Origin of the sequence: Burkholderia sp. AU45251, assembly GCF_030482905.1 — a bacterium.
Lineage (GTDB): Bacteria > Pseudomonadota > Gammaproteobacteria > Burkholderiales > Burkholderiaceae > Burkholderia > Burkholderia aenigmatica.
Genome location: NZ_JAUJQH010000007.1, coordinates 1 through 13,927 on the forward strand (window position 1 = coordinate 1; position 13,927 = coordinate 13,927).

Consider the following 13,927-nt stretch of genomic DNA (forward strand, 5'->3'; position numbering starts at 1 on the left):
GGGACATCAATCCGTTCGACCAGTGGGGCGTCGAGCTCGGCAAGATTCTCGGCAAGGTGGTGGAAGCCGACCTGTCGGCCGAGTCGGTCGATCCGGCGAAGCACGATTCGTCGACGGCCGCGCTGATTGCCCGGGCTCGGAAAGAGTCCCGGTAATCTTCAAGTCAGATTCTTGCGCCGACCCAGCCCGGCCAACGAGCGCCGGGCGTGCGAGTTCACTTATCTCCGGGCATGTCCTTCAGAACCTGAGTGTCCTGCGCCCGGTGGTTCGCTTTAGGAATCTCGGACCGATCCGAGATTCCCAAAGCGGATCACTGAAATTTTCTACGGGGCGAAATTATCTCGAATATCGTGTGGAACACGGTACCGTCGAACATGTCGAGCAGCACGTGTGAAGCTTGTTGGCTCTCGACGCGTACCGGCGACGCGAGCGCTTCGTCGATCGACGCCTGGTTATCGAAATGCATCGCGATCACGAGCGGCAGCGCCGGATCGTCGACGTCGCTATGATGCTGTCGCATGACGTGGATCTCGCGGGCGTTCGGGAAGCGCTGCCACAGCGGCACGAGTGTCTCGTCGACGTGCCGGTGGAAGTCGGCCTCCCGGCCGGGCCGGATCCTGCCTCTGAAGCAGGCCAGACGAATGAGCATGATCGTCGCCTCGCTGCGTTCAGCCGCGGCCGATGAACGGCATCTGCGTGGCCATCACCGTCATGAACATCACGTTGGCCTCTAGAGGCAGGCTGTCCATGTAGAGCACTGCCCGCACGACGTTTTCCATGCCCATCCGGGGCTCGACCTGCGTCGAGCCGTCCGCCTGCAGCGTGCCGTGCGCCATCAGGCTGCTCATGTCGCTGACGACGTTGCCGATGTCGATCTGACCGCACGCGATGTCGTACCGGCGGCCGTCGAGCGACGCGGCCTTCGTGAGCCCCGTGATCGCGTGCTTGGTCGCCGTGTAGGCGGCGGCCTGCGGGCGCGGTGCATGCGCCGAGATCGAGCCGTTGTTGATGATTCGCCCGCCGCGCGGGCTCTGCCGCCTCATCAGCCTGAACGCGCCCTGCGTGCAGAGAAACGTGCCGGTCAGGTTGACGTCGACGGCCTGGGTCCATTGTTCGTAGGGCAGATCCTCGAGCGAACACTGCGGCGTGAAGATGCCGGCGTTGTTGAAAAGCAGATCGAGCCGGCCCCAGCGGTTTTCGATCGTGTCGAACAGACGGCCGACGGCCGCTGGATCGCTCACGTCGCAACCGACGACCAGCGTGCGCGATGCCGCGTCCGCGCCGGCCTCGTCGATGACGCCCTGGAGATTCGCGACATTGCGCGCCGCGAGCGCGACACGGTAGCCCGATCGCAGCAGGCCGAGCGCGACGCTCTTGCCGATGCCGGAACTCGCGCCCGTTACCAGCGCAATCCTTGCGTTCATTTCAGTGTCCTCGTGCAAGAAACCCGCCCGGCAGCCGGGCGGGCGATACGGCGACGGTGCTGCCCGACGGGGCGACCGCCGCGTTGCGCGTCAGCGTGACCCGCCGCGCCATGCGCGGGTCGTCTGGCGCTGCGTTCCGAGCCCGTCGATGCCGACCCGCATCTCGTCGCCCGCCTTCAGATAGACGGGCGGCTGCTGGCCGAGCCCGACGCCGGGCGGCGTGCCGGTGCTGACGATGTCGCCGGGCAACAGCGTCATGAACTGGCTGATGTAGCTGACGAGCGTCGCGACGCCGAACACCATCGTTGCGGTGCTGCCGTTCTGGTAGCGGTGGCCGTTCACGTCGAGCCACATCCCCAATGCCTGTGGGTCCGGCACTTCATCGCGCGTGACGAGCCAGGGGCCGACGGGCGAAAACGTGTCGCAGCCCTTGCCCTTGTCCCACTGTCCGCCGCGTTCGAGCTGGTACGCACGCTCGGAGACGTCGTTGACGATGCAGTAGCCGGCGACGTGGTCGAGCGCGTCGGCTTCGTCGACGTACGACGCACGTTTGCCGATCACGACGCCGAGCTCGACTTCCCAGTCGGTCTTTTCAGAACCGCGCGGAATGACGACGTCGTCGTCCGGTCCGGTCAGCGAGCTGGTCGCCTTCAGGAACAGCACCGGTTCCTCGGGGATCGGCATGCCCGATTCCGCGGCGTGATCCGCATAGTTCAGGCCGACGCAGACGATCTTCGACACGTGCGCGACCGGCACGCCGACCCGCGTGCCGGCCGCGACTTCGGGCAGTGCGAGCGGATCGAGCTTCGCGAGCGCGGCGAGGCCTTCGGGCGACAACGTGTCGGCCGTGATGTCCGGCACGACGCCGGACAGGTCGCGGATGCGCGATTCGGCATCCAGCAGGCCGGGTTTCTCGAGGCCGGGCGGCCCCCATCTGAGCAGTTTCATGGCAATTCCGATGGACGGGTGGTGAAGGGGCGGCGGCGCGCGGTCAGTTCGACCAGCCGCCGTCGATGATGTGAATCGCGCCGGTCGTGAACGCCGACTCGTCCGACGCGAGGTAGGTGACGAGCGCGGCGATTTCGTCGGCACGGCCGACGCGGCCGATCGGCTGGCGCGCGACGAACGCGGCGCGTACCTGCGCCGCATCCTGACCGGACGCGGCGGCCTGGCTGGCGATCCGCTGATTCAGCGACGGCGATTCGACGGTGCCGGGGCAGATCGCGTTGCAGCGCACGCCGGCCGCCACGAAGTCGGCCGCGACGGCCTTCGTCAACCCGATCACGGCCGCCTTGGACGCCCCGTAGACGAAGCGGTTCGGCACGCCCTTCACGCTGGACGCGGCCGACGACATGTTGATGATCGAGCCGCCGCGGCCACCGGCGAGCATCGCGGGCAGGAATGCGCGGATCGTTCGATACATCGATTTCACGTTCAGGTCGAACGCGAAATCCCAGTCCTCTTCCGGACACTTCAGAATGTCGCCGTTGTGTACGAAGCCCGCGCAATTGAACAACCCGTCGATCCGGCCGACCCGGTCGGCGAACGCCTGCACGGCGGCGGTGTCCCGCACGTCGAGCCGCGCGGTTTGCAGCGTGCCGCCCGCGGGCGGATCCGACTGCAATTCGGCGAGCGCCGCATCGTCGACATCGGTCGCGAACACGTACGCGCCCTGTTCGGCCAGCATCCGTGCCGACGCGCGCCCGATGCCTTTGCCCGCCGCGGTGACGACGATGGTTTTTCCTGCTACGCGATTTTTCATGCCTGGGTTTCCGTTGGTCAATGAAGGGGGCCGCAGATGCGTTTCCCGGCCGGCGCTTCAGCGGATCGCATCCCGCAGATCGGTGAGGTCGCGTCCGCGCGTTTCGGTCGACATCGCGACGCCGACGAGCGTCAGCGCCGACAGCACGGCCGTATAGGCGCCCATCACCCAGTACGCGCCGCCCGCGAGCCCGATCAGGTACACGCCGAGGATCGGCGCGAGGCCGCCGGACAGCACCGCGCCGATCTCGCGCGACAGCGCGACGCCCGAGTAGCGGTAGCGATTGCCGAAGAGTTCGGCGAAGTGCGAGCACTGCGCGCCGAGCATGCTGTTCGAGCCGAGCGCGAGCCCGCCGAACATCGCGATCGCGATCAAGAGCGGGTCGCCGGTGCCGATCATCCACCATGCCGGCAGCGCCCACAGAAGCATGAAGATCGCGCCCCAGCGATACACGGTCTTGCGGCCGAAGCGGTCGGACAGCGCGCCGAACATCGGCGTCGTGACGACGCTGGCGAGGGTCGCGATCATCACGCAGGTCGTGCCGATCTTCGTGAGATCGGCGGGCGGCACGCCGAGCCGTGTCGACACGGCGCCGCCGAGAAAGGCGATCACGATCGTCGTGTAGATGGTCGAGCCGCCCTGTTCGGCGAGCCGCATCAGGACGGCGGCGATCACGGGGCGGCGCGCGTCGCGCATGACCAGCCGCATCGGCGAATGCGCGATCTTGCGCTCGCCTTCCAGTGCGGCGAAGGCCGGGCTTTCGCGCAGGCGCAGCCGGATCCAGATTGCGACCGCGATCAGCACGACGCTCGAGAGGAACGGAATGCGCCAGCCCCACGCGAGCAGCGTGGCGGGGTCCATCATGTGCTGCAGCGCGCTGAACGTCGCCGTCGCGATGCCGAATCCGGCGAAGATGCCGACGAACGGCAGCGCCGCGTAGAAGCCGCGCCGCGGTAGCGGCGAGACTTCGGCCATGAGCGTGGATGCGCCTGCCTGCTCGGCGCCGGCGCCGAAGCCCTGGATCAGGCGCAGCACCACGAGCCCGATCGCGCCGAGCGGGCCGGCCGGCAGCAGGCCCACGAGCGTGGTCGAAACGCCCATGATCGCGATGGTCAGCAGCAGCACCAGCTTGCGGCCCTTGCGATCGCCGAGCGATCCGAAAAAGAGGCCGCCCAGCGGCCGGGCGAGGAACCCGACACCGTAGGTGGCGAAGCTCGCGAGCAGGCCGGCGTTCGCGTCGAGCGTCGCGAAGAAGACATGACTGAACACGAGCGCCGTCGCGAGCCCGAAGATCGCGAAATCGTAGTATTCGAGCGCGCTGCCGACTGCGCTGGTCAGGATCGCGCGTCGTAGCTGCCGGGGTGTCACCGGCGTGGCGGCGTCGGAGCGAGGCAGGCTTTCCGGACCCGCGCCGGACAGGCTGGATGGCGCCGCTGGCGTGACGGCCGCGCGATGAATCGTCATGGTTTCTGTCTCCTGGATTCGGCCCCGCCCGGCGCGCGTGCGCCGTTCGTCGCGACGCACGATGCTCGCCGGGCAGCAGCGAAATCACCGTCTGTATTGTCAGTACGTCAAATTATTTTGCGATGGGCGGCATGGTGAACGATTTACCAACCCGCCGTTCATCGGCTACACTTGGTTACCGGTAACCAAGTTGAATGAAATCTAACATGAGGAGACGCGAATGCACAAGGAAGAGTTGATGGTGGTTTCCCGGTATCCGGACGCGGACATGGCGACGCTGGAAGCGCAGTTCTCGCTTCACGTGCTCGCGGATGCGCCGGACCGCGAGCGGTTGCTGGCGGAAGTCGGGCCCCGCATCCGGGCGCTCGCGACGGACGGCGAGTCGGGCGCGAGCGCCGCGCTGATCGATGCGCTGCCGAATTTGCAAATCATCGTGTCATATGGGGTCGGGGTCGATGCGATCGATCTCGCGCAGGCGGCGCGCCGCGGCATCCGGGTGACGAATACGCCGGACGTGCTGACCGGCGACGTCGCCGATCTTGGCATCGGCCTGATGCTTGCCGTCGCTCGCGACATCGCGCAGAACGATGCGTTCGTGCGTGCCGGAGCGTGGGGCGCGCAACGCTTCCGGCTGACGTCGAGGATGTTCGGCAAGCGGCTCGGGATCATCGGGCTCGGGCGCGTGGGCCGCGCGGTCGCGCGACGCGCGGCGGCGTTCGACATGCAGATCGCCTATCACGACCGCATGCGCTTCGACGACGTCGACTACCGTTTCCATGCGAGCGCGGCCGAGCTGGCCGGCGACGTCGATTTCCTGATGGTGTGCGCGGCGGCGGACCGGATTCCCCGCGGCGCGATCGGCCGCGACGTGTTCGACGCGCTGGGACCGGACGGCTTCCTCATCAATATCGCGCGCGGCAGCATCGTCGACGAACCTGTCCTTGTCGACTATCTGCTCGACGGCCGGATCCGCGGCGCCGCGCTCGACGTATTCTGGAACGAGCCGGCGATCGATGCCCGGCTCCTGACGCTGCCCAACGTCGTGCTGCAGGCGCATCGCGCGAGCGCGACGATCGAGACGCGCGCGGCGATGGCGCAGCTCGTTCGCGACAATCTACGGGCGTACTTCGACGGCCAGCCGCTCGCGACCGAATTCACCGGTCATCTCGGGGCGGCATGACGCGCCCCGTTCCCTTCACTCATTCGATCGAACCGTCCATGACCCATTCTTCCCGTTCCGCTTCCGACACCGACCATGCTGCCGACAGCGCCGGCGACGCAAAGGCCGGCCAGCCCCGGCTGCGCAGCCGCCGCTGGTTCGACGATCCCGAGGATCCCGGCATGACCGCGCTCTACATCGAGCGCTACATGAACTACGGAATCACGCGCGACGAGCTGCAGTCCGGCAAGCCGATCATCGGCATCGCGCAGACCGGCTCCGATCTGGCGCCGTGCAACCGGCATCATCTCGAACTCGCCCAGCGCGTGCGCGACGGCATTCGCGATGCAGGCGGCATTCCGCTCGAATTTCCGGTTCATCCGATCCAGGAAACCGGCAAGCGGCCGACCGCGGCGCTCGACCGCAATCTCGCGTATCTCGGTCTGGTCGAAATCCTGCACGGCTATCCGCTCGACGGGGTCGTGCTGACGACCGGTTGCGACAAGACCACGCCGGCCTGCTTGATGGCCGCGGCGACCGTCAACATTCCGGCGATCGTGCTGTCGGGCGGCCCGATGCTCGACGGCTGGTGGAAGGGCAAGCTGGCCGGCTCCGGCACCGTGATCTGGGATGCCCGCAAGCGCCACGCGGCCGGCGAGATCGGCTACGACGCGTTCATGGACGAAGTGTCGGCGTCCGCGCCGTCGGCGGGCCACTGCAACACGATGGGCACCGCGCTGTCGATGAATTCGCTCGCGGAGGCGCTCGGCATGTCGTTGCCCGGCTGCGCCGCGATTCCCGCGCCGCACCGCGAGCGCGGCTGGATGGCCTACCACACGGGCCGCCGGATCGTCGGCATGGTCGCCGAGAACCTGCGTCCGTCGGACATCATGACCAAGGGAGCGTTCGAGAATGCCGTCGTGGCCGCCGCGGCGCTCGGTGCATCGTCGAACTGTCCGATCCACATGGTCGCGATCGCGCGGCACATGGGCGTCGACCATACGCTCGACGACTGGCAACGGCTCGGCCCCGACATTCCGCTGCTGGTCGACTGTCAGCCGGCAGGCCGCTTTCTCGGCGAGGCGTTCCATCGTGCGGGCGGGGTGCCCGCGGTGATGCGCGAGCTACGCGATGCGGGCCGGCTCGACACCGGGGTGCGCACGGTGACGGGGCGCACGCTCGGAGAGGATCTCGCCGGTGTCGCCGAGCCGGATCGCGAGGTCATCCGCGCCTACGACCGGCCGCTCAAGCCGGCGGCCGGCTATGTCGTGATGTCGGGCAACCTGTTCGACAGCGCGGTGATGAAGATCAGCGTGATCGACGAGGCTTTCCGCCGGCGCTTCCTGTCCGATCCTGCGCATCCGAACGTGTTCGAGGGGCGCGCGATCGTGTTCGAGGGGCCGGAGGACTACCACGCGCGCATCGACGATCCGTCGCTCGGAATCGACGAGCGTTCGGTGCTGGTGATTCGCAACTGCGGGCCGGTCGGGTTTCCGGGCGGCGCGGAGGTGGTCAACATGCAGCCGCCCGCCGCGCTGATCAAGCAGGGGATCACGCAGTTGCCGACGCTCGGCGACGGCCGGCAGAGCGGCACCTGCGCGACGCCGTCGATCCTCAACGTATCGCCGGAGGCGGCCGTCGGTGGCAATCTCGCGCTGCTGAAGACCGGCGACCGGTTGCGGATCGACCTGACGGCCTGCCGGGTGAACGTGCTGATCTCGCCGGAGGAGATGGCCGAGCGCCGCGCCGCGTACGTGCCCCGGCCGCTGCAGCACAAGACGCCGTGGGAGGAAATCTATCGCAGCATGGTGGGGCAGCACGGCACGGGAGCGTGCCTCGAGCCGGCGACGCTGTATCTGGACATCGTCGCGTCGCGCGGCGAGTCGCGTCACAACCACTGACGGGCGACGTCAAGTCAGGCGCTTTCGCGTGCGATCACTTCGTACGGGATGCGAATGAGCGACGGCGCGTCGCGCCGCGCTTGCGGCGCCGACGCGATTTCGCGGCGCGACGGCGTCGGCGGCTCCGATGCGTCGATCGCCGCGAGCAGCGACTCGCCCGCCGAATGGCCGATGCCGTAGGCGTCGACCGATACGGTCGTGATCGTCGGATAGCAGTGACGCGACACCTCGAAGTCGCCGAAGCCGGCGATCGCGACGTCGCGCGGCACGCTCAGCCCGCGGCGGTGGCACGCCATGATGGCGCCGAATGCGTGAATGTCGCTGGTGCACATGATCGCGTCGGTGTCCGGCCACGCGTCGAGGAGCCGGTTCAGCACGTCGCCGCCGTGACCCATCGCGACGCCGTGCGTCATGTCGGTCGTCCATTCCGTCCGGGCGATTTCGCGCGGCGTGTGCAATCCGGCCTTCCTGACCGCGGCCAGGTAGCCGTTGCGCCGCGCGACGCCGCGCAGGTCCAGCCGCGACGCGCTGCCGATGAAGCCGATCCGGCGGTAGCCGCGTTCGTACAGGTAGCGCGTCATCGCGGCCGCCGCATCCGCGTTCGAGAAGCCGACGACACGATCGATCGGATGACGCGGCAGCTCCCAGGTTTCGACCACGGGAATCTGCGCCTGCTTCAGCAGGTTGCGCGCTTCCGGCGTGTGATGGCCGCCCGTCAGCACGACGCCGCGCGGCTGGTGGCTCAGCAGCGAGCGGATCAGCGATTCCTCGCGGTCGGTCTGGTATTCGGTGTCCGCGAGCAGCAGCCGGAGGTTGCGCGGCTCGATGGCATCGTTGATGCCGCGCACCGTCTCCGCGAAGTTCGAGCTCGACAGCGACGGCACGAACACCGCGACGATGTTGCTGCGGCCGGACGACAGCGCGCCCGCCGCCGCATCCGCGACATAGCCGGTCTTCCTGACCGCATCCATGACGCGGGCACGGATGGCGTCGCTCACTTGCTGCCCCGTAAGAACTCGGGAAACCGACATCTTGGACACGCCGGCCATCCGGGCAACGTCCGCCATGCGAACCGGAACGCCGGGTTCCGGTGCGAAATCGCTGTTTGAACTCATGATCGTGGAAGCGCCGTAACACGGTGGGTGACGGGTCGACCGGCACCGTCGCCCATAAGATGGCTCTCCGGTGCGTAGTGCGAACGTACCCCAAAGCTTCGATTTTAATACCGGCTTCACACGAATGGTTCTGGTGTTCAGCGAAGATCAGAGGAGGCCTGAGGGACAGCCGGCCTGTACCGGAATCAGAGTCCGGGCGCAGCCGCAATCCCGACCTTCAAGCCGTCGCGCAAATGAAAGCTCGGCAAACCGAGGGTGCCCATATGCCCCACGGAACGCGAGAAGGGCCTCAGGGCCGCAAGGACGGCGCAAGCGCCAAGGCGGTCTCGAGCACGGCCCGTCCGAACGTGCGGGCGTATGCAGCGGCGTCGGCATCGTCCCGTGGGCGGTCAGCGCTCTCTTTGAACGGCAACTCGATGGTCATCGCCAGCGCGTCGAATTGCTCCGCGACCCACGGGATGCACTTCTTCGGGCTCGCATGATCAGGTCGGTCGACGGAATAGCCACGCGCAGTCTGGAAGACGGGGGAGCGTCGCAGCAGTTCTTCGTCGAACGCGCGGCGCAAGACCTGCAAGCGTGGCGTCCAAGCGGGGCTACCGTCAGCGCCCACCGAGAAGACGTGGGGCAGAACCTCGTCGCCATGGAAGTCGACGAGCAGGTCGAGCCCGAGCGCTTGCATGCGCCGGCGCACGGCGGCCGTCTCGGGCGCGTCCGGATACTCGCGGTCCCAGCAGCGATTGAGGTTGGCGCCGCGCGCGTTCGTTCGCAGGTTGCCCAGGCGCACACCGTCCGGATTGACATTGACGACGACGTGCACTGCGTGGCCACCGATCTCCCAGACGGGACGCAGTTCGCCGCACAGTGCCTGCACGAGGCCCTCCAGGCAATAGCCGCCCTGCGATTCGCCCGGATGCTGACGGGCCATAAACCAGAGGCGCGAGCGCGGTGCACGGCCCTCGAACGAGAGCATGCGGATCGGCTCGCCGAGCGCGGAGACTCCGAGAGTCGCCAGCGTCGCGCCTGCTTGCGTCGCCTGGGCAACGAGATTGTCCTCAGCGACGCGGTCGAAGGTCGGGAAATAGGCGAAGCGCAGACGCGCGGCGGGGCCGGGCGCGTGGAAGGCGAGCGCGTCGCCATCGAAGTTCGTTGGCAGGCGGCACCAGGCCGCGTTCTCGCCGCCGTTGGCATGCATGCAGACGCGGTAGTCGACCCAGCCTTTAGGGTAGGACGATCCGGCTAGGCCCTCGATGCGTACGTCGATGCCCTCGGACGGCACGTCGACCAGCTCGAAGGCGAACCATTGGGTGAATTCGGCCGCGTTGTCGCTGCGCAGACGCAAGCGCAAGGGCGAGCCGGTGGTGGCATCGGCGACGTGGTCGATCGCGGCGGCTTCGAAGTCGGTGTCGATGTGCATGGGACCGGTCCTTGTACAGTGATAAAAGGCGGGATTCCGCGAATCAAGCATGATATTTGAGTCGCCTTGCAAGAAACAGCGGATCAATATTGGGACGCGGCGGCCTTTTACACAATGTTCGATCGACCTCCCCAAGTCGTTGTTGTCGCATTGAGGGCACCCACTGCCACGTCACATCGGACGCTCGGCAGTCCACCTCTTCATAAATTCCATTTGCGGCCCTGACCGACACCTCGAACACATCACAAGTACATCGGCGTGGATGTCGTGAACGCATCAGCAACAAATTCGCCGCCAGGTAACCGATGGTGCTGCATAAAATCGCGCTGCGCGGATTCGACCATCACCGGCGCGCCGCACGCATACACCTGGCGACCCAACAGATCGGGCAGGTCCTCGATCACCGCGCGATGGACGATGCCCATGCGGCCCGACCACTGATCCCAGGCGCTCGGCTCGGAGAGCACCGGCACGTACTTGAAGTTCGGGATCTTGCGCGTGCCCACTGCCCGGCGAACTCGCCGAGATCGATGTCCTTCTTGTCGCGCGCACCCCAGTAGAGCGTCGTCGGCCTTGCGTTCGAGCGCGGCGAACCGGCACGGCAGCTTCTTGACCTGCACGCCGTCGACGCCGGCGATTTCGCGCACGTCGATCTCGAGATCGCACTGCGCCTTCGAGCAGCGCAGCAGCGCGAGGCTTTGAATGTGATGGTGTTGTTGACAGCGGTGTGCGGACACGGGTATTGCTCGAGTACGCCGCGCGTCCACACGTCACGTGGAGGAATCAGGCGGTGCGGATGACCGCTTGTGCGCGTATCCGCCAGCCGAGCGCTGCCGCAATCGCGGCGAACCCCGCCAACGCCCACATCGGCAATGACAGCCCGAGAATCGGGGGAGTCGGTGTTTCGCACAACCCGCTCACCTTGAAGACCAGCGGCAGCCAGTGCGCTGGCGGCAGACTGTCGACCACCGGCTGCAACGCATCGAAGCCGCAACTGAATCCCGGGTGAGCCTGCACATAGATATGCCGCACGGCGACCGCCGCGCCTGCCAGTGCCGTGGCCAGCGAGAGTGCACGTAGCCACGCGACGCGGCGTCCGCCTGCCGCCGCCACGAAGGCGAATAGTGCGATGAGCAGGAACAGATAGCGCTGGATGATGCACAGCGGGCACGGATCCTCGTGCCACACCAGCTGGATCCCCAGTGCGCCGGCGACGAGCGCGATGCTGGCCGTGCCGATTGCCAGCAGCATCCACCGCTCCGCGCGCGCGGCGCGGGTCGGCGGGCTCATCGCAGTGCTCCGGGTGCGCTGAACGGCGACTCGAGCATGCGGTCGACAGCGCGCTCGAGATCGGGGGCGGCGCTGTCGATGCCCACCGTCGGGCGCGGGTCATGCTCGCTCGTCAGCCAGTCGCCGGCGAGCGCGGCCGTGTGCTCGTCGATGTGGTTCGGCGCGTCGAGCGCGTGATCGAGGGGCCGTTGCAGACCCGCTTCAATGCCGACGAGGTCGTCTAAGTGTTTGGCATCCATGCTGTCGATGAAGGTTGGGTGGAGGAACGAAACGGACGTCACGCGCGCGGGCGCAGCGTCGCATACCAGAACAACAGCGCGGTTGCACTGAACGCGGCGCCGAGCATACAGACGCCGGCCCAGCCGAAGCGCGCATACACGCAGGTCGACGCGATCGAGCCGGACGCGCAGCCTGCGGCATAGAACAGCATGTAGCCGGCCGTCAGGCGGCTGCGTGCATCGGGACGCACGCCGTAGATCAGGCTCTGGTTGGTCACGTGCACCGCTTGCAGGCCGAGGTCGAACGCGATGACGCCCACGACGAGTGCCGCGAGCGAATGCATCACGAGCGCCGTGGGCAGCCATGACACGAGCATCAGCGCGAGCCCGATGCCGGAGGTCCATTGCGCCAAGCCGCGATCGGCGAGGCGGCCGGCGCGTGCGGCGCCGAGCGCGCCTGCCGCACCCGCGAGCCCGAACAGCCCGATCTCCGTATGCGACAGCGACAGCGGCGGCGCGCTGAGCGGCAGCACCATCGGCGTCCAGAGCGTCATCGCGGCCGCGAAATGCAGGAAGGCGATGAAGGCGCGCACGCGCAGCACGCGCTCCTGCGCGAAAAGTGCAAAGACCGACGCGATCAAGCGCGGATACGGCTCGGCAACACCCGGAAGACGATGAAGCGGGAGGACGCGCGACAGGACGACGGCAAGCAGCAGCATCACGCCGGCCGACGTGAAATACACCGCGCGCCATCCCGCGAGGTCGGCGATCGCGCCCGAGAACGTACGCGCGAGCAGAATGCCGAGCACGATGCCGCTCGTCACCGTGCCGACGACCTGTCCGCGTTCCGCCGGTTCGGCGAGCCCTGCCGCGAATGACACGAGCACCTGCGTGACAACGCTCAGAAAGCCGATCAGCGCCATGCCGGCGAACAGCACGGAGGTGCGCGTGGCCGTGGCGATTGCCAGCAGCGCGAGCGCGCAGACGACAGTCTGGATCAGGATCATCCGGCGCCGATCCCACAGATCGCCGAGCGGAACGAGGAGCAGGAGGCCGAGCCCGTAGCAGACGCTCGTGATCGTCATGATGCCGCCGATTGCGGCGCGCGAGATGTCGAACTGGTGCGCGAGCGTGTCGAGCAACGGCTGCGCGTAGTAGACGTTGGCGACGGCGAATCCCGCCGTCGTCGCGAACAGCAGCGCGACCGGACGCGTCAGCGTGGCATGGGCTACCGCGAGGGGCTGCGGGGCGCGCTGTAGCGGAGACAGTTGTTCGAGACTCATGATGGTGACGGCTGGCGAACCGGCATGAAGAAAGCGGGCGGGGTGGTGCTGACCTCCCCCGGGAAACGGCAACGCGCATGAGGTGGCCCGCGCGGCGAAGTCAACGATGGAGGGAAATGTACCGAGTGCGATGCGCAACGGTTAGCCGGTGCGTCTCAATGGATGGACTGTGCGTCCCACCCACACGGCGCGCGGTGCGGACGAGCGCACAGAAACGGATCGTCGATGCGTTGGGACAAAAGCGCTAACGGTTGCGGCCGCCCCTTTCATACCATCACACGCAGCCCACTCCCGCCTGTCGACGCGGCCGGCTGGGCGCATGTCGACGGCACGCTCGCGCGGGTTCGAATCCTGGCCGTCGGCATGGCGACATACCGGCGTCGCGGCGGGGGCCGGTCTCGACAATCCCGCTTGCCATTAATCGATCATGGAGGTTCGTATGGCACTCAATCCGCTGGAACAGTTCTTCTCGAAGGTCGGCGCCCGTGACGTATCGGGCGCGCTCGCGGTCATCGACGACGCGACGGTGTTCGAGCCGCAGGGCCCCGAGAGCCTGCCGATCTACGGGCGCTTCGTCGGCAAGGGCGGTGTCGAACGCCTGCTCGGCACGCTGGCCGAGCAGTTCGAGACCGAGCGGTTCGAGATCCGCGAATGGGCCGAAGCCGGCGACTATGTGTTCGCGTACGGTTACATGCAGCATCGCGTGCGCAAGACGGGGCGGATCTTCAAGAGCGACTTCGCCGTCGTTGCACAAATCGAAGGCAACGTGATTCGCCACTATCGGATCTTCGAGGACACGGCCGCCGCCGTGGCAGCGTTCGCCTGACCGCCCGCAGGATGCCTATCCGGCCCGGTGCGCCTCACGCCGGGCCGTCGCGCGTGGCTTTCGCCACGTCG

General features: G+C 67.3%; 14 protein-coding genes and 1 pseudogene. 4 read left to right on the top strand and 11 right to left on the bottom strand.

Annotated elements, in window-relative coordinates; all coding sequences use genetic code 11:
* Positions 1-155: hypothetical protein (locus QZM67_RS16305; RefSeq protein WP_301805345.1), on the top strand; the 155-nt coding region annotated here is incomplete at its 5' end.
* A gap of 155 nt (positions 156-310) precedes the next feature.
* Here QZM67_RS16305 and QZM67_RS16310 read toward each other — a convergent pair.
* The 5 genes from QZM67_RS16310 to QZM67_RS16330 form a co-directional block, all read right to left on the bottom strand.
* Positions 311-649 carry a hypothetical protein gene (locus QZM67_RS16310; RefSeq protein WP_301804841.1) on the bottom strand — a complete coding sequence of 113 codons (339 nt, stop codon included), beginning with the start codon at positions 647-649 and terminating at the stop codon, positions 311-313.
* A gap of 19 nt (positions 650-668) precedes the next feature.
* Positions 669-1,424: an SDR family oxidoreductase gene (locus QZM67_RS16315; RefSeq protein ID WP_301804842.1), complete on the bottom strand. Its 756-nt coding sequence runs from the start codon at positions 1,422-1,424 to the stop codon at positions 669-671.
* A 90-nt stretch (positions 1,425-1,514) separates the two neighbouring features.
* The gene (locus QZM67_RS16320) at positions 1,515-2,372 is read right to left on the bottom strand and encodes a fumarylacetoacetate hydrolase family protein (protein ID WP_301804843.1); all 858 of its coding nucleotides are present in this window, start codon (positions 2,370-2,372) and stop codon (positions 1,515-1,517) included.
* A 43-nt stretch (positions 2,373-2,415) separates the two neighbouring features.
* Complete coding sequence (locus QZM67_RS16325) at positions 2,416-3,186, bottom strand: SDR family oxidoreductase (protein WP_301804845.1); 771 nt, start codon at positions 3,184-3,186, stop codon at positions 2,416-2,418.
* A 57-nt stretch (positions 3,187-3,243) separates the two neighbouring features.
* Entirely contained in the window at positions 3,244-4,650 is a 1,407-nt protein-coding gene (locus QZM67_RS16330) for an MFS transporter (RefSeq protein WP_301804847.1), read from the bottom strand.
* A 220-nt stretch (positions 4,651-4,870) separates the two neighbouring features.
* Here QZM67_RS16330 and QZM67_RS16335 point away from each other — a divergent pair, with 220 nt between their 5' ends.
* Together QZM67_RS16335 and QZM67_RS16340 are read left to right on the top strand one after the other, a co-directional pair.
* Positions 4,871-5,830, top strand: a complete 960-nt coding sequence (locus tag QZM67_RS16335; RefSeq protein WP_301804849.1) for a 2-hydroxyacid dehydrogenase — start codon at positions 4,871-4,873, stop codon at positions 5,828-5,830.
* A gap of 38 nt (positions 5,831-5,868) precedes the next feature.
* Positions 5,869-7,710, top strand: a complete 1,842-nt coding sequence (locus QZM67_RS16340) for an IlvD/Edd family dehydratase (protein WP_301804851.1) — start codon at positions 5,869-5,871, stop codon at positions 7,708-7,710.
* Positions 7,711-7,724: 14 nt separating this feature from the next.
* Here QZM67_RS16340 and QZM67_RS16345 read toward each other — a convergent pair whose 3' ends face one another.
* From QZM67_RS16345 to QZM67_RS16370, 6 genes and pseudogenes are all read right to left on the bottom strand, one after another.
* The gene (locus tag QZM67_RS16345) at positions 7,725-8,777 is read right to left on the bottom strand and encodes a LacI family DNA-binding transcriptional regulator (protein WP_301804853.1); all 1,053 of its coding nucleotides are present in this window, start codon (positions 8,775-8,777) and stop codon (positions 7,725-7,727) included.
* A gap of 337 nt (positions 8,778-9,114) precedes the next feature.
* Positions 9,115-10,239 (bottom strand): M14-type cytosolic carboxypeptidase, encoded by a 1,125-nt coding sequence (locus QZM67_RS16350; RefSeq protein ID WP_301804856.1) that lies wholly within the window; start codon positions 10,237-10,239, stop codon positions 9,115-9,117.
* Positions 10,240-10,481: 242 nt separating this feature from the next.
* Positions 10,482-10,940: pseudogene (locus tag QZM67_RS16355) on the bottom strand (hypothetical protein); the annotation flags it as partial.
* Between the two features lie 82 nt (positions 10,941-11,022).
* The gene (locus QZM67_RS16360) at positions 11,023-11,529 is read right to left on the bottom strand and encodes a disulfide bond formation protein B (RefSeq protein ID WP_301804857.1); all 507 of its coding nucleotides are present in this window, start codon (positions 11,527-11,529) and stop codon (positions 11,023-11,025) included.
* Positions 11,526-11,810 carry a hypothetical protein gene (locus tag QZM67_RS16365; RefSeq protein WP_301804859.1) on the bottom strand — a complete coding sequence of 95 codons (285 nt, stop codon included), beginning with the start codon at positions 11,808-11,810 and terminating at the stop codon, positions 11,526-11,528. Before QZM67_RS16365 ends, QZM67_RS16360 begins: the two co-directional genes overlap by 4 nt.
* The gene (locus QZM67_RS16370; protein WP_301804861.1) at positions 11,807-13,030 is read right to left on the bottom strand and encodes an MFS transporter; all 1,224 of its coding nucleotides are present in this window, start codon (positions 13,028-13,030) and stop codon (positions 11,807-11,809) included. The genes QZM67_RS16365 and QZM67_RS16370 overlap by 4 nt, the downstream gene beginning before the upstream one ends.
* Positions 13,031-13,469: 439 nt before the next feature.
* Here QZM67_RS16370 and QZM67_RS16375 point away from each other — a divergent pair, with 439 nt between their 5' ends.
* Entirely contained in the window at positions 13,470-13,856 is a 387-nt protein-coding gene (locus QZM67_RS16375; protein WP_301804863.1) for a nuclear transport factor 2 family protein, read from the top strand.
* Positions 13,857-13,927 lie beyond the last annotated feature (71 nt).